Here is a 22473-nt window from a genome sequence, read left to right as displayed (position 1 = left end):
ATCTGTTGGAGAGACAAGAACATGACCACAGCAACCACACAACCCACGCCCGCCGCCCAACTGGCCCGCTTTGCCGCCGAGCTGCAGTACAGCGACATTCCCGAATCGGTGCTGCAGAAAACCGAAGACCTCTGGGTCGACTGGTTTGGCTCGGTGGTCGCCGGCCACAATGCCCGCCCCGTCGCCAGCATCACCCGCTTTGCACTGGGCCAGGGCCCGGCACAGGGCCCGGCCGAGGTGATCGGCCCCGAGGGCCGCAGCAGCAGCCCCTACCTGGCGGCCATGGCCAATGCCGCCGCCTCGCATGTGGCCGAGCAGGACGATGTGCACAACGGCTCGGTGTTCCACCCGGCAGCGGTCGTCTTCCCCCCGGCCGTGGCCGTGGCGCAGGCGCTGGGCAAGTCCGGCAAGGAGCTGCTGACTGCCTGTATCGCCGGCTATGAAGTAGGCATCCGCGTGGGTGAGTTTCTGGGCCGCTCGCACTACAAGATCTTCCACACCACCGGCACGGCCGGCACCTTGGCAGCAGCTGCGGCCGTCGGCCATCTGCTGGGCCTCAATGCGCAGCAAATGCTGCATGCCTTTGGCTCGGCCGGCACGCAGTCTGCAGGCCTGTGGGAGTTCTTGCGCACCGCTGCCGACAGCAAGCAGCTGCACACCGCCCATGCCGCCGGTGCCGGCCTGATGGCCGCCTACCTGGCCAAGGATGGCTTTACCGGCGCGGCCGATATCTTCTGCGGCGCGCAGGGCATGGCCGCTGGCATGTCCAGCGACAGCGACCCGGCCCGCCTCATCGATGGCCTGGGCACGCGCTGGGCGACGCCTGAGACCTCCTTCAAATGGCATGCCTCCTGCCGCCACACCCACCCGGCCGCCGATGCGCTGCTGCAGGTGGTACGCGCGCACCAGCTCAAGGTCTCGGACATTGCCGAGGTGGTGACCCATGTGCACCAGGCCGCGATCGATGTGCTGGGCCCCGTGGTGGACCCCAGCACGGTGCACCAGAGCAAGTTCTCGATGGGCACGGTGCTGGCGCTGGCTGCGCGCTTTGGCTTTGCCGGCCTCAACGAATTCGACAACGAATTCCGCGCCGAAGACACGATGGCGCTGCGCGACAAGGTGCGCATGGTGCTGGACCCCGAGGTGGACGGCGCCTACCCGCAGCGCTGGATTGGCAAGGTGACCGTGACCACCACCGATGGCCGCGTGCTGGAAGGCCGGGTCGACGAGCCCAAGGGCGACCCGGGCAACACCCTGAGCCGCGAGGAGCTGACCGACAAGGCGCTGCGCCTGGGTGAATTCAGCCGCGCCGTGCCCGCCGCGCAGATGCAGCAATCGGTGCAGAAACTGTGGCAAGTACGGGATTGGACCAGGGTCGAAAAGCTGTTGGTCGCCGTATAAAGAAAGCAGCAGCGCCGGAGCTTGGTGGCTGCGCAGCGGGGGCCCGTTCAGGCCCCTTCCCCCTACCGGGACGGGCAATGTACCTGTCCCCAGACAAGGAGACAAGAATGCGCTTTCGCATGTTGACCCCGGTGGCCGCTGCCGCCGTGATGGCCGCAGCCGGCCTGGGCCTGCACCTCAACGCCCAGGCGGAGGACTGGCCGACCAAACCCGTGGTGCTGGTGGTGCCCTACTCGGCCGGTGGCCCCACCGATGTGGTGGCCCGCATGCTGGCCATTCCGATGGGCAAGTCGCTGGGCCAGACCGTGGTGGTGGAGAACACCGTGGGCGCAGGCGGCACGATTGCGCCAGCGCGCGTGGCCCGCGCCAAGAACGATGGCTACACCATCCTGATCCACCACATGGGCATGGCCACGGCGCCATCGCTGTACAAGAAGCTGCCCTACGACCCGCTGAAGGATTTCGAGTACATCGGCCAGGTGCTCGATGTGCCGATGACGCTGCTGTCGCGCAAGGACTTTCCGGCCAACAACTTCCAGGAGCTGATGGCCTATGTGAAGGCCAACCAGGAGAAGGTGTCGCTGGCCAATGCCGGCATTGGCGCCGTCTCGCAGCTGTGCGGCATGCTGTTTGCGTACCAGGCGGGCGTCAAGCTCACCACCGTGCCCTATAAGGGCGCGGGCCCGGCGATGAATGATCTGATGGGCGGCCAGGTTGATCTGCTGTGCGACCAGACCACGCAGACCGCGCCGGTCATCAAGGACGGCAACCGGGTCAAGGTGTTTGGCGTGACCACGCCCCAGCGCCTCACTGCCATGCCGCAGATTCCCACGCTCGATGAGCAGGGCTTGAAGGGCTTTGATGTCAAGGTCTGGCACGGCATGTATGCCCCCAAGGGTACGCCGGCAGAGGTGATCACCAAGATCAACACCGCTTTGAATGTGGCCTTGAAGGACCCCGTCGTGGTGCAGCGCATTGCCGACCTGAGCAGCGAGCTGGTCACGCCGGACCGCGCCACGCCGCAGAGCTTGAAGACCTTGCTGGAATCCGAAGTGAAACGCTGGAACACGGTGATCAAGGCAGCCGGCGTGACCGCCGAATAAGAGCCGCCAACACAACCCTTGATACGTCGTTGCCTGGCCGGCCGCGCCAAGCCTTGTCGTACTACTGTCCTGCCTGCGGCTCGGCGCCTAGTCGGGGACGCCTAGTCTCAACCGCAAACCTTCGGTTTGCTGGGTCGTGTTAGCGGCTCTAAGCCTGGCGTTCACCCGCGCAGGAGCAGGGGCCATGGGCCCCTTTTTTGATAAACGGAAGACTGATGGACATGACTCTCAACGCGCATCCGCTCGCCACCGCCACCTCCTGGCTGTTTGTACCGGCCAGCCGCCCCGAGCGCATCGCCAAGGCCCTGACCAGTGGGGCTGATGCGGTGATCGTGGACCTGGAAGATGCGGTGGCGCCGCAGGACAAGGAAGGAGCCCGCGCCGCCTTGCTGGGCGCCTTTGGCCAGCTGCAAGTGGCAGAGCGCGCCCGCGTGCTGGTGCGCATCAATGCCCATGGCACGCCCTGGTTTGATGGCGACCTGCAGGCGCTGGCCCAGCTGGTGGCGCAGGGCGCCGCCGGGGTGGTGCTGCCCAAGGCAGAGGCCGCCGATGCCATGGCGCTGCTGCTGCCGGCGCTGGGTACGCAAGGGCTGCTGGTGCCCATCATCGAATCGGTGGCGGGCCTGCATGCGATCGATGCGATTGCGCGCGCGCCGCGCGTTTTGCGGCTGGCCTTTGGCCATCTGGATTTTCAGGTCGATGCCGGCATGGCCTGCGCCGAGGACGAGACTGAGCTGGTGCCAGTGCGCCTGGCCGTGGTGCTGGCTGCGCGCCGCGCACAGCTGCCCGCGCCCATCGATGGCGTGACGGTCAACACCCAGGATGCCGCCGTGGTGCAGGCCGATGCGGCGCGTGCGCTGCGCGGCGGTTTTGGTGGCAAGCTCAGCATCCACCCGATGCAGGTGGCGCCCATCAATGCGGCCTTTGCGCCGACGGAGGCGCAGCTGCAGCGCGCCCAGCAGGTGCTGGCTGCCGCCGAGGCAGCGCAAGGCGGGGTCTGCGTCGTCGATGGCCGCATGGTCGATGCCCCCGTGATTGCACTCGCCCACAAGACCTTGCAGCGCCACCAGCAGGCCCAGCGGCGCCTTCAAGGCGCGTCCTGAACAGGTTCTCAAAAAGGCGGCCTGCACGGGGTGCAGGGCAGGACACTTTCTGACACAGACCTCCGCAATCTCGTCGATATACTCGCTCCACTACCGCGCCGCTACATTGGCGCACCGATATAGGAGAGCGACATGTTCAAACACGCGATTGCCTGGGCCGCCGTGGCCCTTACCGGAATGGCCCATGCCTACGTGCCCCAGGGCGGCACCTGGATCATCTCCGACGAAGTCAACGGCCGGCCCGGCCGTGGTTTTGCCGTCGATGTGCAAAACGACGTGCTGGTGATGCAGGTCTATGCCTATGAAAGCAGCGGCCAGCCCACCTTCTACATGGCCACCGGCCGCCTGAACGAGAACAGCGAGCTGACGACCACCTTGGGCCGCTACGAAGGCGGCCGTTTCCTGGGCAGTGGCGACCGCAGCGGCGTCGAGCGCGGCAGCCCTGGCAATGTGCGCATCCGCTTTGTCAGCGGCACCTTGGGCTACATCACCCTGCCGGGCGAAGGCGAGAAGGAAATCAAGCGCTACCAGTTTGGCTATGACAACTCGCCCGCCTCCTTGCTGGGCCTGTGGAGCCTGGTCTATGGCGACAGCAATGGCAATATCGAAACCGAGACCATGCAGCTGACCCGCATCACCGGCGGCTCTTCCTTCAGCAGTGGCATGACCGTCTCCTACGACGGCTTGTTTGCCTGCGAGCAGATCATCCGGGGTGTCGATACCGGCAAGACCCAGTGCGTGAAGATGCGCAGCGGCACCTCGAGCGAAACGGTACGGAGCTTCTGGTTTAACTTCAGCGTCAACCAGGCGGAGGGCAACTGGAACAATACCCGTGGCTCGGGCGAGGGCGCGCTGTATGCCAACCGCCTGATGCAGAACTCGGGCCGCATCACCGGCCTGTTGCGCAAGGTGACGCCGGATGCCGGCAGCGAGCAGGGCAGCAATGACGATGCGCTGCGCGCCGCACTGGAAGCCCAGGCCAGCGCGCGCCAAAGCCGCTGATCTGCGTTAACTGCCCCATGAAAAATGCCCTGGCTTGCCAGGGCATTGTTGTTGGGGCCTGAGCCTTTTATTCGATGCGGGCGCCAGTGGCTTTGACGACAGCAGCCCAGCGCTCCATCTCGCGGTCGATATGGGCGCCCAGCGCTTCGGGCGTGGAGCCGACGGGCTCATAGCCGCTGGCGGCCAGCTGCGACTGCAGCGCGGGGTTTTGCAGCGCGGTCGCAATCTCGCGGCTGAGCTTGCCGGTGATGTCGGCCGGGGTGCCCGCCGGGGCGATCACCGCGTACCAGCCATTGATGTCAAAGCCGGGAAAGCCCTGCTCCTGCACGGTGGGGATCTCGGGTGCCAGCGCCGAGCGCTTGGCGCTGGTGACGGCCAGCGCATGGAGCTTGCCGCTGCGCACATGCGGGATCGAGGTGGAGATGCTGTCAAAGGTCAGGTCGATATCGCTGGCCAGCATCGCATTGACGACGCCGGCACTGCCCTTGTAGGGCACATGGGTCATCTTGACGCCGGCGGTGCTGGCAAACAGCGCCCCAGCCAGGTGGCCGGTGTTGCCATTGCCGGCCGAGCCATAGGTGAGCTTTTCCGGGGCGGCCTGCGCGGCCTTGACCAGCTCGCCAATGTTCCTGGCCTGCAGCTTGCTGCTGCCCACGACGATCATCGGCAGGTTGGCCACCAGCGAGACCGGTGCAAAGTCCTTGCGGGTGTCATAGGGCAGCTTGGGGTAGAGGCTGTCATTGATCGCATGCGCGGCCAGCACCATCAGCACCGTGTAGCCATCGGGCTTGGCGCGCGCCACATACTGCGAGGCCAGGGTGCCACCGGCGCCGGGCTTGTACTCCAGCACCACCGGCTGGCCCAGCTGCTGCTGCAGCTGCAAGGCCAGCGGCCGGCCCAGCAGATCGGCACTGCCCCCAGGGGGGTAGGGGATGACCAGCTGGATCGGCTTGGTGGGCCAGGGCGCTGCATGGGCCATGCCGGCCAGCAGCATGCCGCTGGCGACCGCCAAGCCTGAGAGCAGGCCGGCCAGCTGCCTGCGCCGGAGGGAAGTGGTGTGGCGATGGGTCAAGTCGTGTCTCCTGGTCTTGTTGTTGGACGGGTGTTGGCTGGCAATCAAGCGGCAGACTGGCTGACCTGGCTCGCGTACAGCGTGCGCAGCTCGCGCTTGAGCACCTTGCCGATCTCGCTGCGCGGCAGCTGGCTGTGGATGACCAGGTCGGCCACACGCTGGGTCTTGCCGACGCGGCTGTTGAGCCACTGCTGCAGCTCGGCCGGCTGGGGGCTGCTGCCGGGCTGGGGCACCACATAGGCGACGGGGCTCTCACCCCAGGCGTCCGAGGGCACGCCGATCACCGCGCACTCGCGCACCTCGGGGTGCTGCAGCATGACGGCCTCGATATCGCTGGGGTAGACGTTGAAGCCGCCGGTGATGATCATGTCCTTCTTGCGGTCGCCCAGCACGATGAAGCCATCGGCATCCATCTGGCCCACATCGCCGCTGCGGATAAAGCGCTCGCCGCTGGGGCTGATCCACTCGGCCTCGCGGGTCTTGTCGGGCTGGCGGTGGTAGCCGGTCATCATGCCGGCCGAGCGGCCGACGATTTCGCCCTGCGCGCCTTGGGGTAGCTCCTGGCCGTCCTCGTCGATAAAGCGCAGATCGGCGTCCGGCCCGGCGCGGCCGACGGTGTGCAGCTTGTCGGGGAACTGGTGGCAGTGCAGCTCGCAGCGCACGCCCCCTTCGGTCATGCCGTAGTACTCGATCAGGCGCCCGGGCCAGCGGCGCAGCACCTCGGCCTTGAGCGCGGTCTTGAACGGAGCGCTGGTGCAGAACTTGTGCTGCAGCAAGTGCAGATCGGTCTGGTCAAACGCCGGGCAGTCGAGCAGGCGCTGGTACTGCACGGGCACCAGCATGGTGTGGGTGGCGCGCTCGTCCTGGGCCAGCTGCAGGTACTGGGCCGCGTCGAACTTGCGCATCATCACCAAAGTGCCGCCCAGCGCCAACGTGGGCAGGACCGCCACCAAGGTGGTGTTGGAGTACAGCGGCGTCGCGCACAGCGATACCGCATCGGGCCCGTAGCCGTTGGTGACTGCGCGCTTGACATGCGACCAGCGCATGCCCCAGCTTTGCACAATGCCCTTGGGCACGCCGGTGGTGCCCGACGAGTAGATCAGGTTGAAGGGCCACTGCGGCGTGGGCTGCACCGCTTGGGGCGCCTGGCCGGCGGGCACCTGGGCGAGCCAGTCGCTCCAGCGCGTGCCGGCCTGTGCGGTATCGTCCAGCGCGATGCAGGGGCGCTCGGCCGTGCTGGCCAGCGGCCACTGGGCGGCGACCTCGGCATCGCGCAGCAGCAGCTTGGCCTCGGCGTTGTCCAGCATGGCGCTCAGGTGCTCGGCCGTGGCCGATGGCGCCAGCGGTGCCACCACCACCCCGGCCTGCAGCGCGCCCAGGTAGGCCAGCACATAAGGCACCGAGGTGCTGGCGCAGATGGCCACTACATCACCGGCCTGCAGGCCTTGCTGCTGCAGCGCGCAGGCCACCTGGCGCATGCCCTGGGCCAGCTGGGCGTAGTTCAGGCGCGTGGCGTCCAGCACCAGCGCGGTGTGCTCGGGGCGCTCCTGGGCCTGGGCCAGCACCAGGGCGGGGATGGAGCCAAAGGGCTGGGCGAGTTGGAAGGAGGAAGTGTCAGACATAGCAAACATGCAAACGAAGGAAATCAGTCCAGAGACAGGTTGGCGGCGCGCACGATCTCGGCCCAGCGCTTGCGCTCCTGCGCGATAAAGGCGTCGTGCTCGGCCGCCGTCTCGCCGCCGGGCACACCACCCAGCTCGGCAAAGGTGCGGCGGATGTCGGCGCTTTGCAGTGCCTCATGCGCTGCCTGCTGCAGGCGGTTGACGATGGCATCCGGCGTGCCCGCCGGGGCGAGCAGGTCAAACCAGGCGGTCACATCCATCGGCACACCGGCCTCGCGCATCGTCGGCACATCGGGCAGCTGGGCCGAGCGCTCGCGGCTGGTGATGGCCAACGCCCGGAACTTGCCCGACTGGATATGCGGCATCGAGCTGGGCAGGTTGTCGATCATGAAATCGATCTGCTGGCCCAGCAGCGCAGTAACCGCAGGCGCTGCGCCGCTGTGGGGTACCAGGGTGACATCGAGCCCGCTTTGCTGGCGGAACAGCTCGGTGGACATGTGCGGCGACTGGCCCACGCCGGAGGTCGCGGCCGTCAGCGGCTTTTGCTTGCCCAGTGCCACGAGCTGCTGCACGTTCTGGATGGGGGAGTTGGCATGCACCACCAGGATGTTGGGCACCGAGATCACATTGGTGATGCCGCGCAGATCGTTGGGGCCATAGGCCAGCTTTTTGTAGAGGCTGAAATTGATGGCCACCGGGCCGATGTTGCCCATCAGCAAGGTGTAGCCGTCGGGCTTGGCGCGCGCCACATAGGCGGTGCCGATGCTGCCGCCGCCGCCGGCCTTGTTCTCGACGATGACGCTGGTCTTGAGCGAGGAGCCCATCTTCTGGGCCAGCAGGCGCGCTGCGATATCGGTGGTGCCGCCAGCTGCTGCGGGCACGACGATGGTGATGGGGCGGGACGGCCAGTCGGCCGCAAAGGCCAGCAGGGGGGAAAGCAGCAGGGCCGCGAGGGCGCGGCGGCGCGCAAAGCGCATGGCGTTGTCTCCGTATTTATCGTTAAGGGCTCACGATAGGGAGTTCCACCCAGCGGCGTGATGGGGTTTGCCTGCACCAGCGCGCATTGGGCCTTCGCACTTGCGAAAGCCATGCTTTGCGTGCGCGGAAGCAGGGCGCAAAAAAAGCGGCCCGAAGGCCGCTAGCAATGCGTGGAGTCGTTCTGGCTTTATGGGTACAGACCACGTGCCTCGCGTGCGTGCAGAATGCGGCGGCAGGCGATGATGAAGGTGGCGGTACGCAGGGAGACCTTGTTCTCTTGCGCCACTTGCCACACAGCGGCAAAGGCTTCTTGCATGATGCGCACCAGACGGGCGTTGATCTCGTCTTCGCTCCAGAAGAAGCTGGAGAAATCCTGCACCCATTCGAAGTAGCTCACCGTCACGCCGCCCGCGTTGGCGATCACATCGGGCAGCACCAGCACACCCTTGTCGTTCAGGATGTCATCGGCTTCGGTGGTGGTGGGGCCGTTGGCGCCCTCGATCACCATCTTGGCCTTGATCTTGGCGGCGTTCTTGGCGTTGATCTGGCCTTCCAGTGCAGCGGGGATCAGGATGTCGCAGTCGACGGACCAGAAGTCCTCGTTGGCCATCTTGTCGGCGCCCTTGAAGCCGCCCACACCGCCGGTGTTGGCCACGTGCTCGAGCACGGCGGGCACATCCAGGCCCTTGGCGTTGAAGATGGTGCCGGTGTGGTCCTGCACGGCCACGACGATGGCGCCCGCTTCGGCAAACAGCTTGCCTGCCGTACCGCCCACATTACCAAAACCTTGCACCGCCACTTTGGCGCCTTGCAGGGCCAGGCCCGACAGCTTGGCGGCCTCGACGCCCACGGTGAACACGCCGCGGCCGGTGGCCTCGACACGGCCGAGCGAGCCGCCCAGATCGATGGGCTTGCCGGTGACCACGCCGGTAGCGGTGGCGCCGGTGTTCATCGAGTAGGTGTCCATCATCCAGGCCATGATCTGGCCGTTGGTGTTCACGTCCGGTGCCGGGATGTCCTTGGACGGGCCGATGAACAGGCCGATTTCGCTGGTGTAGCGGCGGGTCAGGCGTTCGAGCTCACCCTTGGACAGGGTCTTGGGGTCGACGCGGACACCGCCCTTGGCGCCGCCGTAGGGCACGTTCACGGCGGCATTCTTGATCGACATCCAGGCCGACAGGGCCATCACTTCGGACAGGGTCACATCCTGGTGGAAGCGCACGCCGCCCTTGCCCGGGCCGCGGCTCAGGTTGTGCTGCACCCGGTAGCCTTCAAAGTGGGCGATCGTGCCGTTGTCCATCTCGATGGGCACATCCACGATCAGCGCGCGCTTGGGGCGCTTGAGCGTCTCGACCCAGCGGGCCAGCGAGCCCAGGTAAGGCGTGACGCGGTCGACCTGCTGCAGGTAGTTGCCCCAGGGGCCCAGGTGCTTGGGGTCGAGGTAGGAAGGCAGAGCGTGTTGTGGCGCTGCGGCGGGAGTGCTGTTGGACGGCATACGATCCATGCGGTTGAAAAGGTCTGTACAGCTTAAATCCGCTCTATACCTTTGTCCAAGGCCGGATGATTGGGATGGAATGCTTTTTTTGCATAACCTTGCACCGGTTCTGCTTACATGTAGCGTGTTTGCTGCGGTGACAGGGGCGGGCGGCGCTGTCCGTTACGCTATGCCGATTGGACTTTTTACACTTTCGGACGCCATCGCCATGCCCTCTGCCGACACCGCTTCGACCTTTCAACCCGCTGCCCTGGCCCAGGCGCTGCAGACCGCCACCGGGGCCGGCGCCGCCATCGACGCGGCCGCCTGGCCGGCGAGCCTGGCGCCTGCCGACATCATCGCCGTGCACCGCGAGCGGGCCCAGCGCTGGGGGGACGCCGCCCAAGCGCCCCAGTACTGGAAATCGGGTGGACCCAGCCGCAGCCAGCCGCTGGGCCATGCGCCTCTGCCGCCCCAAGGGGTGCACGGTGGCGGCGCCGATCTGCGTGCCACCCCGTTTTTCCTGCGCGGGGTTGAGGCGGAGATTGCGCTGCGCCTGGGCCAATCGGTCGATGCGGACCAGGCCGCTGCGCTCGATGAGGCCAGCGCCGCCCAGCTGATCGATGCGATGGCGCTGAGCATCGAGATCGTCGATTCACGCTGGCAGCAGCAGCTGCAGGCGCCTGCGGCCTTGAAGGCGGCGGACCTGCTCTGCCACGGCGCGCTGGTGCTGGGCGCCTGGCAGCCGTACCGCCCGGTGGATGGCAGCACGCAGCGCTGCACGGTACAGATCGGCGCGCAGCCCGCCCAGGCCTTTGAGCGCAGCTATGGCCTGCAGGACCCGGCCTGGCTGCTGCCGCAGTGGCTGCGCCATGCGACGGCGCACTTTGGCAGCCTGCGCGCCGGCACGGTGGTGACCACGGGCAGCTGGTGCGGCTTGCTGCAGGCGGCGCCTGGCGATGCAGTGCGGGTGCAGTTTGACGGCATCGGCGAGCTGCGCGTGCAGCTGTAGTCCGCGCATCCAAGCCGGAAAGCACAACGCACACCGTCGCTGCTTGCGAGGGTGTGCGTCGTACAAGCGGGTGGCCGGCCCCTGCCGGCGCGCCGACTCAGTTCTGGGCGATGGCCGAGGGGTGCTGGGCCAGCGGCGTGACCGAGATCTTCATGTAGGGGAACAGCGGCAGCGCCTGCAGCAGGCCGTGGAGCTCGTCGTTCGATTCCACATCGAACACGCTGTAGTTCGCATACTCGCCCGCCACGCGCCAGATGTGCTTCCAGCGGCCATCGCGCTGCAGATCTTGCGAATAGGCCTTCTCGCGGGCCTTGATCTCTTGGGCCTGCGCTTGGGGCAGGTCATGGGGAATGTTCACATCCATGCGAACCAGATACAGCATTGTTTTCTCCTTGGCGGCGCCCCAGCGGGCCTGCCCCGTGGCTGGCCACCGGGCGCCATGGGTCGATCGGTTGGTCTGGGCCCTGCGGACAGGGCCACGGCGCATTGTCCGCCCAGTGGCAAGCCAACAGGGTCTCGTCGGCTAATCGTTGCTTGGGAAACTTTTTGGATCCTGGAGGAGGGTGCGGCCGGCAAGGTGTGGCCGGCGAGGTGCGGCCGGCGAGGTGCGGCCGGCGAGGTGCCCCCGGCGAGGTGCAGCGAAGTGGGCGCCCCCAGCTAGGCGCCCCCTCGCTCAGGCGCTGGCGCAAAGCTCATGAACAGACCGTAGATGCCCAGCTGCGCCGCAATCTGGGGCAAAAAGCTGAACAGCATGTACAAGGGCAAGGTGACCAGCAGGCTGAACTGCTGGGCCAGCCAGGCGAGCGAGGCGGCCTGCAGCGGAATGCTGACGACCAGCATCAGCATGCCGGTCATCGTGGCGGCGACCTTGTGCAGCACCGGGATCGGGAAGATGTAGAGCACCAGCGCATGCACAGCCGGCAGCAGCCAGAGCATGGCCAGGCCCATGTCCAGGATGTTGTCGGCCAGCAGGCGGTTGACGTCGCTGACGGCCAGCGTGGGCAGGAACTCGTAGGACAGCAGACCCACGATGCCCAACAGCGCGACGATGCGCAGCCCGTAGATCAGCGGCAGGCGCTCGCGCGAGAGCACAAAGGACAGCGCCATCAGCCCCAGCGACAGCAGCGCGCCACCCCACCATTGCCAGAGGCTGGGGGGCGGCACATAGAAATGTGTGCGCACCACCTCGATGGGCACGCCCAGCAGCGATGTGGTCTGCACCTCGACCCCCTCGCTGCTGCCCAGGCCCAGGTGCGGCCAGGCCCAGCCCAGCACATCGGCCCAGCGGTGCATCAACAGCGGCGCAGCCCACCACAGCACCAGCCAGAAGGCCAGCAGCAGCACCAGCAGCTGGGCGCTGTGCTGCCAGGTCCAGATGTAGCTTCTGAGGCCCCGGTGCTGGCGGGTCATGCGCAACGACATGGCCTGGCCTTAGAAGTCGAAGAACACCGCAGCGCTCAGGCCCTTGCGGTTGTAGTAGGGGTTGCGGTAGAACTGGCCGCCCACCAGGTAGCCCCAGTCCTTGCCCAGCCACTGGCGCCATTGCAGGCTCAGCTCGGTCGATTGGAAGCCGACCTGGTTGCCCACGCCGTTGGCGATGGCGCCGGTGGGCAGGTAGCCTTCCTTGCCATGGTCGATGCGGGCGGTGAAGTAGTGCTGCTTTTCGCGTCCCATGGTCAGCGCGGCAAAGCCGCGGTAGCCTTCGACCGAGCCGGGGTTGGACTTGTTGTAGACCACGCCGCCTTCGCCCACCCAGTCGTTGGTCGAGTAGTAGGCGACCGAGGCGGTGATGCCGGTGTCGCGGTGGATGCCGTCGCGGCTGGCCGATTTCATCAGCGACAGGCCCGTCACCCACTGCTGGCTCTCGGTCCACTTGCGGTAGATGGCGATGTCACCGCGGTACTTGTTCTGGAAGTCGGCCGAGCCGGAGCTGGCACCCACCGACATGTACCACCAGGGCGACAAGGTGTGTGTCAGCGACAGCGCGCCCACGGTGCCGCGCTGGTCGAAGTGGCGCTGGCTGGCCAGGTCCCAGTTCAGGACGGTGCCGGGCTTGAGGCCGACATAGCCGCGCACGTACTCGTCATTCCAGTTGCTGTTGCCGCCGGTCAGGCTGGAGAAGCCCGCGCCGATATCAACCCGGCCGCGCTGGCCCGGCTCGAAGTCTGCGGCCGGTGCTGCAGGCGCGGCGGCGGGCTCGGTGATGGGCGCTGTGGTGCCGGCACCGGTGGTCTGGGCCATGGCAGGGGCCAGCAAGGCGGCGGCGCTCAGCGCCATGGAGCTGCGGAGGAAGAAGGTGTTCATGGGGTTCTTGTAGAGGTTGTTCAGAGGGAGGAGGGCTGCAGATGGCGGGCAATTGCGGCGGCGATCTGCAAGCCGCTGCTGCCATCGCCAAAGGGGTTGTCCACAGAGGCGGGCGGCAGGCCGGGCAGTTGGCCGGTGGCCAGCACAAGGCTGGCGGCCGAGAGGATGCGCTCGGCCTCGGTGCCCACCAGCAGGCCGGCGCCGCAGGCGATGACTTCGGGACGCTCGGTCACATCGCGCATCACCAGCAGGGGCTTGTTCAGTGACAGGCCTTCTTCCTGGATACCGCCCGAGTCGGTCAGCAGCAGCTGGGCGGCGTCCATGATCTCCACCATGGGCGCGTAATCCAGCGGGGCCGTGAGGCGCCAGCGGCGCTGCACGTCTGCGGAGCTGGCGCCATGCACGCCGCGCACCACCTGCTGCACCAGCGGGTTCAGGTGCACCGGCCAGACCACGGCGGCCTCAGGGTGCTGCTCGAGCAGGCGCGCCACCGATTGGGCGATCTCCACCATGGGCGCGCCCCAGTTCTCGCGCCGGTGTGCCGTTACCAGCACCAGCTGGCGCAGGCCGCTGTCGACGAACCACTGGTAGTCGGGGTTGGCCACCGGCTGGCCGGCAGCGCGCTGCGTGCGCACATGGCGCGCGGCCAGCAGCACGGCGTCGACGACGGTGTTGCCGACCACCGCGATCTCGCCGGGCACGTTTTCCTTCTCCAGGTTCTCGCGGGCCTGGCCGGTGGGGGCAAAGTGCCATTGGCTCACGCGGCCGATCAGGCTGCGGTTGATCTCTTCGGGGAAAGGCTCGGAGATGCGGCCCGAGCGCAGACCGGCCTCGACATGGCCGACGGGGATCTGCAGGAAGGCGGCCGCGAGCGCGCCCATGGCCGCGCTGCTGGTGTCGCCATGCACCAGCGCTACGGCCGGTTGGAGGCTGGCCAGGGTGCTGCCGATGGCCGACATCAGCTCGCTCGACAGCGCCGGCAAGGTGGCGACCTCGCGCTTGAGGCGGATCACCTCCTGGGGCGCGATGCCGAAAAATTCATAGAGCGGCCAGGCCATCTCTTCGTGCTGGCCGGTGTGCAGCACATGGGTGGTGATACCGCGCTGGCGCAGCGCCAGCACCACCGGGGCCATTTTGATGATCTCGGGCCGGGTGCCCATGATGGCCGCGACGGACAAGGAGGAGGAAGGGGTGGAGGAGCTCATTTTTGGCGACGCATTTCAAGGCTGAGTTCTTGACCGTCCTGCACGCGCACCAGCCAGGCACTATCGGTGGCTTGCACCTGGGCCTGGCCAGCGAGCACACGCACGGCCGCATATTTTGTCTTGGGCACAGTCCAGGCCATCGCGGTCAGGGACTGCGGGTGGCTGGCGCTGAGCAGGTCGTTGTCGCCCTCGGCCGCGATGGACCACTGCACCTGGTTGCGCCGGCTGAGGAAGTCGGCCGCCTCGCCCATCGAGATAAACTGGCACTGCTTGCGGTCCGCACAGGCCTGTACGCTGTCGATGTAGGCCTTGACCGCTGGCAGGTACTCCACCGCGCCAATCGGGTGAAAGTAGCTCAGGCGGATGCTGCGGGTATGTTCGATAAAGCCCGCCACCTGCTGCAGCCACTGGCCGAACTCGGCAACCGGTATCTTCTGGAACGAGGCCTCTTCGGCCGACGCAACCTGGCCGTAGGTCAGCACGGGGAAGGCCCAGGACTGCTGGACCTGGCGCGTGCCCAACCACAGCCGTGTGGGCGGCATGCCGACGTTGGCCACCGTGTAAAAGGACTGCACGCCGTGCTCGGCCATCCAGTCATAGGTCCACAGCGGCGTATTGCCGTTGGGGGCCGAGTATTCCTTGGGCTGCAGGCCATGGTTGGCCTTGGTGACCGAGGCATTGTTCAGGTCGAGAAACGGCATGAAATCGTCGGCGTTGTCGTCGGAGGCGTTGTTGCCGAAATAGTTGTGGATCCAGCCGCCGTGGTTGCCGATGCTGTGGCCCTGGCTGAGCAGCATCTGGATCATCTTTTGGGCGTCTTCGTTGTAGTCCAGGTCCATGCCCAGCCCGTCGCCTGGCTGGTTCACATCGGGGCCGGCGGTGAAGTGCAAGGACTGGTGGCCGTGGTCAAAAATGCCCGCTTCCTGCAGCTCGTGCAAAAAGCCGATGGCCCGGCCGTCGTCGTTGTGCCAGTTCAGCACCAGCGCGCCAATGCCGTCCGGTGATGCCAGCAGTTGCGGCTGCTGCACCAGCTGCTGGGCAAAGTAGGCCAGAAAACCGTGCAGGAAAATGCCGTCGGTGCGCTGCAGCAAATAGGTCAGCGGCAGGTTGATGAACATCGCCTGCCCTTTGCCCCAGTGGTTGACGCTGGCCACCACATCGCCATTGCTCGATTGCAGCAGGATGCGTGCGCCCTGGGGGCGGTCGGTCTTGAGCACGGTAAAGCGCTGCGAATCCTTGGTGTAGCCGGCAATGAAGCTGGGAAAGCCAGGTTGATCGACCGCCAGCTCCTCGGGGTCGATCGCAGTGAGCTTGGCAGCGGCCTTGGCATCGAGGTAGCGCCCGGGCGGGATGCCCAGCAGCTCCATCGTGGTGGGCGCGCCCCGGATCTCTTCATAGTCGGACAGCTGGTCCTTGTAGGTGTCGTAGTCGCCATAGCGCACGCCGAGCATCTGCGACAGGCGCGATGTGCCCTTGCTGTAGTAGCCGCGCTCGTCGAGCATGCCGCCGTCCTGCACCACCATGGCCTGGCCGCCAGCCTGCACCACGTCGATCAAGGTCTGCACTGCCGCATCAGAGATATTGCGGTGGAAGGTATCGGGCAGGATCACCGCCTGCTGCGCAGCGGGGGCGCCATAGTGGATGCCACGCATCCATTCGCTGATCGCCAGCGGCTTGAGCAGCAGGCCGCGCTCGCGCGCTGCCTCGCTCCAGATCTGCACCTGGGGCGCATGGGCGGGCATGCCATCGGGGATCAGCAAGCTGATGGTGGCGTAGTGCTGGCTGGCCTGCAGGCTGCGTGACTGGTGCCAGCCAATGACGGCGAGCAGGCACAGCACCACTGCGGTGGCGGCCAGCCATTTTTTCCAGCGCAAGAGCTTGTTCATGGTGTCAGCCTCAAGGGTTGGCAGCCGGGGTGGTTGTGGGCGCGGGCACCGGCGCGGGCGCCGTGGCCATTGCAAAAGGGCACTGGGTGCTGATACCCGTGTGCGCCAGCGCGTGGTCGATCATCGCATCCAACACGGTCCAGCCTACCGCAGGCTGGAAGGGCCGTAGCGATGCACGCCAGCAGGCGGCCTGGATCGGTGCGGTCTGACGCATTTTCCATGCAACCAGGCCCCATGCATAGTGGTCTTCGCTGCGCGAGAGCCAGGCGCTGCCATGCTGGGCCAGCCACTGGGCGGTGGCGCGGTCCGATTCGGCGCGGGAAATCACCCCGGTCTGCCACAGGTAGGCGCTGGCCAGGGTATGGGGATAAAAGCGCGGACGGTCGTATTCGGGCAAGGCCGGTTTCCAGTCGCTGCCACTGCGAAAACGCCGGTTGATGGCCGCTGCCAGCTGCTTGGAGGCGGGGCCCGCCTGCGCCCCTTCGGCCGCGCGCAGCGCTTCGTAGACCTCGATGTTGTCCATCAGGTAGTACAGCTCGGTGTCCAGCAAGGCTTTGTAGAGCTGGTTGCTGGGGTTGCGCAAGCGCGCGAGCAGCTGTTGGCTGCGCGCAATGGCCTGCTGGGCAGCGGCCTGCTGACCAGGAGTGAGCCATTGCTTCTGCCGCGCCAGGTGCAGCATCTCGATCGTGGTGGCGGCCATGGAGTCGTCGGCATCGGCGCCCATGCAGCTGCGCCAGGCAGTGTCTGCGGTGGGGCAAAAGCGGTCAAAGCCGCCATCCTGGCGCTGGCGCGGCAGCAGCCAGGCCAGCCACTGCTGCAGCTCGGCGCGTAGCGGCACACCCGCCTGCAGCGCGATCGTGAAGCCCTTGTTGACGAAGTAAGGGTCTACGACCTGGCCGCCCAAGGTGGTGTAGTAGGCGCCATCGCCGGTGGCAAAGGCGGCCAGCGCCGGGGGCTCGTCCGGCTGCGCTGCGCCTGCCAGCTGCCAGGCCATGGCTGCCGAGGCGATCCAGAGATTGCGTGTTTTCATAGCACCACCTGTCCGGAACGTACAGCAGCCATACTGCCATAGACGCGGACACTGGCGTGTAAGGCAATGGTCCAGGCCGAGACACTGCTGGGGCACTCCTTGTCGCCCACCTGGCTGTCGGGGCCCAGCTGCAGGCGCTTGCCGGCGCACAGCGGCCCTTCGACATAGTTGTTGCCCTTGGTCTGCAGGTCGCCCTGCACGAACACCGCGCCCTGCACACAGGCGCTCTGGGCCAGCACGGCATTGCCATGCACCTTGATATGGCCCACGACCACGGACATCTCTTCCATCAGCAGGTTGCCGGTGACCACCAGGCCACCGCGCACAATGGTGCCGGCGGGAATGCGCAGGTCGCCTTCATGGCGCCGCTGCAGCGTCGTCAGCGGCATGCCGGTGCCCAGCTCGGGCAGCGGGAACTGCAGCGAGCGCTTGAGGGGCCAGGTAAAGATGCAGGCGGCCGAGAGACGCAGAAAGCGCGCACCGGGCGAGAGCACGATATGGCGCTCGGCGCTGGTCAGGCGGGCCAGCTGGGCCGGGCCCAGGCAGTGGATGCTCTTGGCATGCAGCACGCGTTGCACCACGCTGTTGGCCTGCAGCTCGACGATGTCGCTGGAGACAAGGGTGCGCAGCTGGGACCTGAAGCCGATCACGACCGGCACCTCGGTCCGGGCCATCAGGCGCGATTGGCCACGGGGCACCATCAGGCGCCCCTGGTCATCGTGCTGCCACTGGGCCACGCGCGGCATGGCTTCGAGCAGATCGAGTTGCTCGGCCATGCGCTGGGCCGTGTAGTCCGTGCGGCCGTTGTCCAGCGGATCGATGGCCAGTGCATCGGCATCGCTGCGCGAATACAGCTCGCGCAGCGCCGGCAGCAGCGGCAAGAGGAAGACCAGGGCGGTCACGGTCAGCCACATGCTGCCAAACAGCAGGGGATGGACGGGGGCGTTCATACACGTGCTTCAGGCAGGGCTGCGGGCGAGACGACCGGGGCAGCGGCGGGCGCCTGGCGGTAGCGCACGGTCTTGTCCCATTTGAACTGGCGCTTGAACAGCTTGTCGAGCAGCAGCCCGTCGATCGTGGCCTTGGAGACGGCCACCATGCTGACGACAAAGCCCGTCAGCAGCAGCGGCAAGAGGCGCAGGCGGCGCTGGTGGCCGTCAAGGTGCACGGCAGCGGCCACTTCGAAGAAGGCGGCGAAGTTGCCCACGCAGGCAAAACCGGTGGCGATCAGCAGCATCAGCAAGGCAATGTTCACATTGGCACCGATGCCGTAGCCGGTGACCGTCAGCACCAGGGCCAGCAGCCAGCCCACCAGCAAGATGGGCGACATCAGGAACACGCCCAGGAGCGCCACGCCGTCGACACGCTCCATCCAGCGCAGGCCCTTGCGGGTCAGCATCTCGGTGCCCAGCTTGGTCATCACCTGGTTGTGGCCCTTGGCCCAGCGGCTGATCTGGCGAAAACGCACGGCCCAGCTCTCAGGCACTTCCTCATAGCATTCGGCGTAGCCCAGGTAGGCGGTTTGCCAGCCCTTGAGCAGCAGGCGGTAGGTCAGGTCGGTGTCTTCGGCCAGCACCTCGGGGGTCCAGCCGCCCACATCCTGCAGCGCGCTCAGGCGAATGCCGCCCACGGTGCCGCCGTACTGCGCCACCGCACCCATGTTGAAACGGGCCTGCTGGTCGACCTGGTAGCCACCGGAGCGCTCCAGATCGAGCAGGCGGGTGAGCAGGTTCACGCCGGCGTTCTGGGGCACCACGCGGCCCATGACGGCGCCCACCTCGGGGTCGAGGAAGGGGGCGACCAGCTGCTTGATGATCTTCTTGCCCGGCAGGTAGTCGGCATCGAACACCACGATCAGCTCGGACTCGCCCCGGGCCTGGACGATGGCGGTGGCATCGGCGAGCGCCGCAGCCTTGCCTGGAGGGCCTTCCTGGCGGTGGAACAGCTGCAGGCGGCCAGGGTGGCGGTCGGCATAGCTGTCGATGATCTGGCGCGTGCCATCGGTCGAGCGGTCATTGACCGGCATGATCGTCAGGCGATCGCGCGGGTAGTCCACATCCAGGAGCGCCTCGATGCAGCCCGAGATCACGGCCTCTTCGTTGTGCGCTGCAATAAAGACGGTGATGTGCGGCCAGTGCGCCTGCTCGATGCCGGCATACAGCGGGCGCTGGCGTGCGAACAGGCGGTTGAGCGTGAAGGCGTAGTGGCGGAAGGTGTAGAGCGCCTCCAGCGCCACCACCACCATCAGCGCGGCCAGGCACAGACCCAGCCCCCAGGTGGCCCAGCTGGCTTGGTAAGGCCGCAGTGGCTGGGCATGGGCCCATACAGGCAAAAGGCCCAGGAGCGCTGCGCAGAGGGCAGGGGCCTGAAAGGAGGGGGCGGAGCGCTTGGGCATGGTGTTTGATAGAAAAAAATTCTCACGACTTGTGATTCGATTATATCAATCGCCACAAATGCATGAATAGTGTTTCAATAAGTATCCTAGTAAAAAGTAAGTATTTATTAACGACAAAGGGAAATACTATCAACGATCTGCCTACAAACGCCGTTGGTGAAGTTACAAATTGATGCTTGATTTAGAAGCGATTTTTAACGATCTAATGTAAATATTGCTGCGGCGCATCAAAATTTTCTGTGTCTGGATGATGCTTTTTCTTGGGGGTGTGTTGCCAATCCCATAGAAAAATGACAAGGGATGGCTGGGGCTTGGCACCACACTGCGCCTGCAACAAGGGGCCAGCGCTGGGTATATGCCATCCGGGCGCGATGGGGCATCACCCCTGCGCAGACGGCACGGGCGATCAAGGGGGCGGTAGGGAGAGAAACGGGCCCCGGTTGCGGAGCCCCGGCATCAGCAGGTGATGCAGCCTGCTAGCAAAGCGCAGATAGGCCTGCCCGCTCAAGCGCAGGCAGGCTTGCCCCTGTATCAGTGCTGGCCAAAGCGGGCCATATAGGCCTGGGGCTCACCGGTCTTGAAGGCGTTGGCAAATTCCTGCACGCTGTCTTCGATGGCCTGGTCGAGCGATTGCTTTTCCCAGGTGCGCAGCATGCGTTTTTGCTGGCGCAGTGCCTGCGGGCCGTAGCCGGCCAGCTGGTTGGCCAGGCGCTTTACCTCGTCGTCGAGCCGCTGGGGCGGCACCACCTGGTCGAGCAGGCCCCATTGCAGCGCCTGTGCGGCGTCAATGTTGTCGCCGGTCAGCAGCAGCCACTGCGTGCGCGCCCCGCCAATCAGCCGGGGCAGCATGGCGGCATGGATCACCGAGGGGATGCCGACCTGGACCTCGGGCATGCCGCACTGCACCCGGTTGCTGGCAATGCGGATATCGCAGGCGCAGGCCAGCTCCAGCCCGCCGCCCAGCGTCCAGCCCGGCAGGCGGGCAATCACCGGCGTGGGGAACTGGCGCGCGCCTTCGCAGACGCGGCGCAGCCGGGTGATGAAGGCAGCGGCATTGTCCGGCGTCAGCGCCCGCATTTCCTTGATATCAGCGCCCGCGACAAAGGCCTTGTCACCGCTGCCGCGCAGCACCAGCACGCGGATGCGCGTGTCCTGCGCCAGCGTATCGAATGCCTGGGCCAGCGCTTCGAGCACCGGCGACGACAGGATATTGAGGCTGCCGGCATGGCGAATCGTCAAGGTGGCGACGCCGTTGTCTTGCAAGGCAGCGTGGGCGTGGTGCAGGTCGATCAAAAGCATGCGGCCATTGTGAAGATGCCACAGGATGGGGCCGGTCCCCACAGAGACAAAACACGGTGACAGCCCGTGAAATAGCCCTGCAGTGCTATGATTTCAAAGGAGAATTTACACATTGAAACTATTACATGTACACATCACATGTAATGGCTGTTATCGTCATCCCATGGATCCAAAAACATCTGCCCACTACCAGCGACTGCACCGCCAACGGCTGCGGGAGCAGGGTTTGGTGAAAAAAGAGGTCTGGGTACTTCCAGAGTACAGCGCGGCCCTGCATTTGCTCGAAAAGCAGATGCGCCAGCCGCAGGCACAACCGGGTTCATTGACCATCCACCGACAGGAGGGGAGCATGGAAAGCAGCAAGCACCACTACCGCAGCATTCAGGCGCTGGCCGACGAGCTGGGCGCATCGGCGCTGGCCCGCGAGGGCAAGTTGCAGATAGAGCTACTGGAGGGGGCCGAGACCAGCGTGCTGGTCACCCTGTCCGATTTTGGCGACCTGCCCGTGCATGTGGCCCTGTCGGGTGAGCAATTGGTGGTCGAGGCCTTTTTGTGGCCCGCCAACCAGGTGCGCGATAGCGCCGGTCTCAATGCGCAAATCCTGCGCCTGCAAAAGCTGTTCCCGTTCACGACGATGGCGCTGGAGCCCCTGACCCGGGGTGGCGAAGGCTATGTGATGTTTGCCGCGATGCGCGCCAACAGCAGCACGGACGACATCCTGGCCGAGATCCTGATCCTGGCCGACAGCGTGATCCAGGCCACCGAGGCGCTGGCCCCCTATCTGACCCTGGCGCAGGTCTGAGCGCAGCCCGTCCCCGACCCCACAGTACAAGGAGAGCATCATGACCGTATGGAACAAGCTGGTGACTGCGCTGCGCGGCGCCGCGCACGAGGCGGGTGAAGCCGTCACCGACAGCCAGGCGCTGCGCATCCTGGACCAGGAAATCCGCGATGCCGACAACGACCTGAACAGCTCCAAGGAAGCGCTGGCCGAGATCATGGCCAAGCAAAAGCTGTCCGCTGGCAAGCTGCAGACCACGCAAGCCAAGATTGCCGAGTACGAAGGCTATGCGATGAAGGCGCTGGAAACCCAGGACGAGGCGCTGGCGCTTGAAGTCGCCGGCAAGGTGGCCCTGCTCGAAACCCAGCGTGACGAGGAAGAGGCCCAGCTGGGCGCCTTCACCCAGAGCGTGGAGCAGCTGCGCGGCGCGATCCAGACTGCGCAGTCCAATATCAAGCGGCTCAAGCAGCAGGCCGACACCGTCAAGGCCACCGAGAGCGTGCAGCGCGCCCAGGCCACGGTAGCGGGCCGCTACACCGGCTCGCAGTCGCGCGTGCAGACGGCGCTCGATTCGCTCGAACGCATCAAGCAAAAGCAGGCCGAGCGCGGCGCCCGCATGGAAAGCGCGGCCGAGCTGGCAAACAGCAGTAGCGAAGACGCGCTCGATGCCAAGCTGCGTGCCGCGGGCATCACCGCCGCTGCCGGTAATGCGCAGTCGGTGCTCGAGCGCCTCAAGGCGCAGCGCGCCAGCACCAAGCAGGGCTGATCGCGCCCGGGCCCCTGGCGGGCCCGACCAGACACACAAC

The 22473-nt window shown here is 66.1% G+C and carries 20 protein-coding genes; 7 read left to right on the top strand and 13 right to left on the bottom strand.

The window, feature by feature from the left end:
• Positions 1-21: 21 nt before the first annotated feature.
• From N4T19_RS16030 to N4T19_RS16015, 4 genes are all read left to right on the top strand, one after another.
• A complete protein-coding gene (locus tag N4T19_RS16030) occupies positions 22-1401 on the top strand; it encodes an MmgE/PrpD family protein (protein ID WP_116927447.1) in 1380 nt (459 codons plus the stop codon).
• A gap of 149 nt (positions 1402-1550) precedes the next feature.
• The gene (locus N4T19_RS16025; RefSeq protein WP_232539630.1) at positions 1551-2504 is read left to right on the top strand and encodes a tripartite tricarboxylate transporter substrate-binding protein; all 954 of its coding nucleotides are present in this window, start codon (positions 1551-1553) and stop codon (positions 2502-2504) included.
• A 221-nt stretch (positions 2505-2725) separates the two neighbouring features.
• Positions 2726-3607: an HpcH/HpaI aldolase/citrate lyase family protein gene (locus tag N4T19_RS16020; RefSeq protein WP_260718506.1), complete on the top strand. Its 882-nt coding sequence runs from the start codon at positions 2726-2728 to the stop codon at positions 3605-3607.
• 132 nt (positions 3608-3739) lie between these two features.
• A complete protein-coding gene (locus N4T19_RS16015) occupies positions 3740-4609 on the top strand; it encodes a hypothetical protein (RefSeq protein ID WP_021024706.1) in 870 nt (289 codons plus the stop codon).
• A gap of 67 nt (positions 4610-4676) precedes the next feature.
• Here the strand turns inward: N4T19_RS16015 and N4T19_RS16010 are convergent, their stop codons facing one another.
• From N4T19_RS16010 to N4T19_RS15995, 4 genes are all read right to left on the bottom strand, one after another.
• Positions 4677-5603, bottom strand: a complete 927-nt coding sequence (locus N4T19_RS16010; RefSeq protein WP_116927495.1) for a tripartite tricarboxylate transporter substrate binding protein — start codon at positions 5601-5603, stop codon at positions 4677-4679.
• A gap of 122 nt (positions 5604-5725) precedes the next feature.
• Positions 5726-7303, bottom strand: coding sequence for a class I adenylate-forming enzyme family protein (locus tag N4T19_RS16005; protein WP_260718505.1), 1578 nt, complete (start codon positions 7301-7303; stop codon positions 5726-5728).
• A 23-nt stretch (positions 7304-7326) separates the two neighbouring features.
• Positions 7327-8280: a Bug family tripartite tricarboxylate transporter substrate binding protein gene (locus N4T19_RS16000; protein ID WP_260718504.1), complete on the bottom strand. Its 954-nt coding sequence runs from the start codon at positions 8278-8280 to the stop codon at positions 7327-7329.
• 188 nt (positions 8281-8468) lie between these two features.
• Entirely contained in the window at positions 8469-9776 is a 1308-nt protein-coding gene (locus tag N4T19_RS15995; protein ID WP_116927450.1) for a Glu/Leu/Phe/Val family dehydrogenase, read from the bottom strand.
• A 208-nt stretch (positions 9777-9984) separates the two neighbouring features.
• On the opposite strand from N4T19_RS15995, the gene N4T19_RS15990 reads away from it, so the two are divergent.
• Positions 9985-10767, top strand: coding sequence for a fumarylacetoacetate hydrolase family protein (locus tag N4T19_RS15990; RefSeq protein ID WP_182344238.1), 783 nt, complete (start codon positions 9985-9987; stop codon positions 10765-10767).
• Positions 10768-10864: 97 nt separating this feature from the next.
• Here the strand turns inward: N4T19_RS15990 and catC are convergent, their stop codons facing one another.
• From catC to N4T19_RS15945, 9 genes are all read right to left on the bottom strand, one after another.
• Complete coding sequence (catC, locus tag N4T19_RS15985; protein WP_116927452.1) at positions 10865-11149, bottom strand: muconolactone Delta-isomerase; 285 nt, start codon at positions 11147-11149, stop codon at positions 10865-10867.
• A gap of 275 nt (positions 11150-11424) precedes the next feature.
• Positions 11425-12189, bottom strand: coding sequence for a hypothetical protein (locus tag N4T19_RS15980; protein WP_116927453.1), 765 nt, complete (start codon positions 12187-12189; stop codon positions 11425-11427).
• A gap of 9 nt (positions 12190-12198) precedes the next feature.
• The gene (locus N4T19_RS15975) at positions 12199-13071 is read right to left on the bottom strand and encodes a YaiO family outer membrane beta-barrel protein (RefSeq protein WP_182344234.1); all 873 of its coding nucleotides are present in this window, start codon (positions 13069-13071) and stop codon (positions 12199-12201) included.
• A 20-nt stretch (positions 13072-13091) separates the two neighbouring features.
• Positions 13092-14276, bottom strand: a complete 1185-nt coding sequence (gene wecB / locus N4T19_RS15970) for a non-hydrolyzing UDP-N-acetylglucosamine 2-epimerase (protein WP_260718503.1) — start codon at positions 14274-14276, stop codon at positions 13092-13094.
• Complete coding sequence (locus N4T19_RS15965) at positions 14273-16162, bottom strand: polysaccharide deacetylase family protein (RefSeq protein WP_260718502.1); 1890 nt, start codon at positions 16160-16162, stop codon at positions 14273-14275. The genes wecB and N4T19_RS15965 overlap by 4 nt, the downstream gene beginning before the upstream one ends.
• Before the next feature lie 10 nt (positions 16163-16172).
• The gene (locus tag N4T19_RS15960) at positions 16173-17192 is read right to left on the bottom strand and encodes a hypothetical protein (RefSeq protein WP_116927457.1); all 1020 of its coding nucleotides are present in this window, start codon (positions 17190-17192) and stop codon (positions 16173-16175) included.
• On the bottom strand, positions 17189-18142 hold the full coding sequence (locus N4T19_RS15955; RefSeq protein WP_116927458.1) for a bactofilin family protein: 954 nt from the start codon (positions 18140-18142) through the stop codon (positions 17189-17191). The genes N4T19_RS15960 and N4T19_RS15955 overlap by 4 nt, the downstream gene beginning before the upstream one ends.
• Positions 18139-19587: a glycosyltransferase family 2 protein gene (locus N4T19_RS15950; RefSeq protein WP_116927459.1), complete on the bottom strand. Its 1449-nt coding sequence runs from the start codon at positions 19585-19587 to the stop codon at positions 18139-18141. The genes N4T19_RS15955 and N4T19_RS15950 overlap by 4 nt, the downstream gene beginning before the upstream one ends.
• A 531-nt stretch (positions 19588-20118) precedes the next feature.
• A complete protein-coding gene (locus tag N4T19_RS15945) occupies positions 20119-20886 on the bottom strand; it encodes an enoyl-CoA hydratase (RefSeq protein WP_260718501.1) in 768 nt (255 codons plus the stop codon).
• Positions 20887-21235: 349 nt separating this feature from the next.
• Here N4T19_RS15945 and N4T19_RS15940 point away from each other — a divergent pair, with 349 nt between their 5' ends.
• Both N4T19_RS15940 and N4T19_RS15935 read left to right on the top strand, forming a co-directional pair.
• A complete protein-coding gene (locus tag N4T19_RS15940) occupies positions 21236-21688 on the top strand; it encodes a YjfI family protein (protein WP_232539485.1) in 453 nt (150 codons plus the stop codon).
• A gap of 40 nt (positions 21689-21728) precedes the next feature.
• Positions 21729-22433, top strand: coding sequence for a PspA/IM30 family protein (locus N4T19_RS15935; RefSeq protein ID WP_182344220.1), 705 nt, complete (start codon positions 21729-21731; stop codon positions 22431-22433).
• Positions 22434-22473: the final 40 nt, after the last annotated feature.

The organism is Comamonas squillarum, assembly GCF_025309455.1.
Taxonomy (GTDB): domain Bacteria; phylum Pseudomonadota; class Gammaproteobacteria; order Burkholderiales; family Burkholderiaceae_C; genus Comamonas; species Comamonas squillarum.
This window is presented reverse-complemented; position numbering and strand designations above follow the sequence as displayed.

Coding starts and splice junctions, on each gene's coding strand:
- N4T19_RS15950 (WP_116927459.1), bottom strand. CDS start 19,587: ATGCCCAAGCGCTCCGCCCCCTCCTTTCAGGCCCCTGCCCTCTGCGCA.
- N4T19_RS15980 (WP_116927453.1), bottom strand. CDS start 12,189: ATGTCGTTGCGCATGACCCGCCAGCACCGGGGCCTCAGAAGCTACATC.
- N4T19_RS15975 (WP_182344234.1), bottom strand. CDS start 13,071: ATGAACACCTTCTTCCTCCGCAGCTCCATGGCGCTGAGCGCCGCCGCC.
- N4T19_RS16030 (WP_116927447.1), top strand. CDS start 22: ATGACCACAGCAACCACACAACCCACGCCCGCCGCCCAACTGGCCCGC.
- N4T19_RS15940 (WP_232539485.1), top strand. CDS start 21,236: ATGGAAAGCAGCAAGCACCACTACCGCAGCATTCAGGCGCTGGCCGAC.
- N4T19_RS16000 (WP_260718504.1), bottom strand. CDS start 8,280: ATGCGCTTTGCGCGCCGCCGCGCCCTCGCGGCCCTGCTGCTTTCCCCC.
- N4T19_RS15990 (WP_182344238.1), top strand. CDS start 9,985: ATGCCCTCTGCCGACACCGCTTCGACCTTTCAACCCGCTGCCCTGGCC.
- N4T19_RS16025 (WP_232539630.1), top strand. CDS start 1,551: ATGGCCGCAGCCGGCCTGGGCCTGCACCTCAACGCCCAGGCGGAGGAC.
- N4T19_RS16020 (WP_260718506.1), top strand. CDS start 2,726: ATGACTCTCAACGCGCATCCGCTCGCCACCGCCACCTCCTGGCTGTTT.
- N4T19_RS16010 (WP_116927495.1), bottom strand. CDS start 5,603: ATGCTGCTGGCCGGCATGGCCCATGCAGCGCCCTGGCCCACCAAGCCG.
- N4T19_RS15965 (WP_260718502.1), bottom strand. CDS start 16,162: ATGAACAAGCTCTTGCGCTGGAAAAAATGGCTGGCCGCCACCGCAGTG.
- N4T19_RS15945 (WP_260718501.1), bottom strand. CDS start 20,886: ATGCTTTTGATCGACCTGCACCACGCCCACGCTGCCTTGCAAGACAAC.
- N4T19_RS16005 (WP_260718505.1), bottom strand. CDS start 7,303: ATGTCTGACACTTCCTCCTTCCAACTCGCCCAGCCCTTTGGCTCCATC.
- catC (WP_116927452.1), bottom strand. CDS start 11,149: ATGCTGTATCTGGTTCGCATGGATGTGAACATTCCCCATGACCTGCCC.
- wecB (WP_260718503.1), bottom strand. CDS start 14,276: ATGAGCTCCTCCACCCCTTCCTCCTCCTTGTCCGTCGCGGCCATCATG.
- N4T19_RS15955 (WP_116927458.1), bottom strand. CDS start 18,142: ATGAACGCCCCCGTCCATCCCCTGCTGTTTGGCAGCATGTGGCTGACC.
- N4T19_RS15935 (WP_182344220.1), top strand. CDS start 21,729: ATGACCGTATGGAACAAGCTGGTGACTGCGCTGCGCGGCGCCGCGCAC.
- N4T19_RS16015 (WP_021024706.1), top strand. CDS start 3,740: ATGTTCAAACACGCGATTGCCTGGGCCGCCGTGGCCCTTACCGGAATG.
- N4T19_RS15960 (WP_116927457.1), bottom strand. CDS start 17,192: ATGAAAACACGCAATCTCTGGATCGCCTCGGCAGCCATGGCCTGGCAG.
- N4T19_RS15995 (WP_116927450.1), bottom strand. CDS start 9,776: ATGCCGTCCAACAGCACTCCCGCCGCAGCGCCACAACACGCTCTGCCT.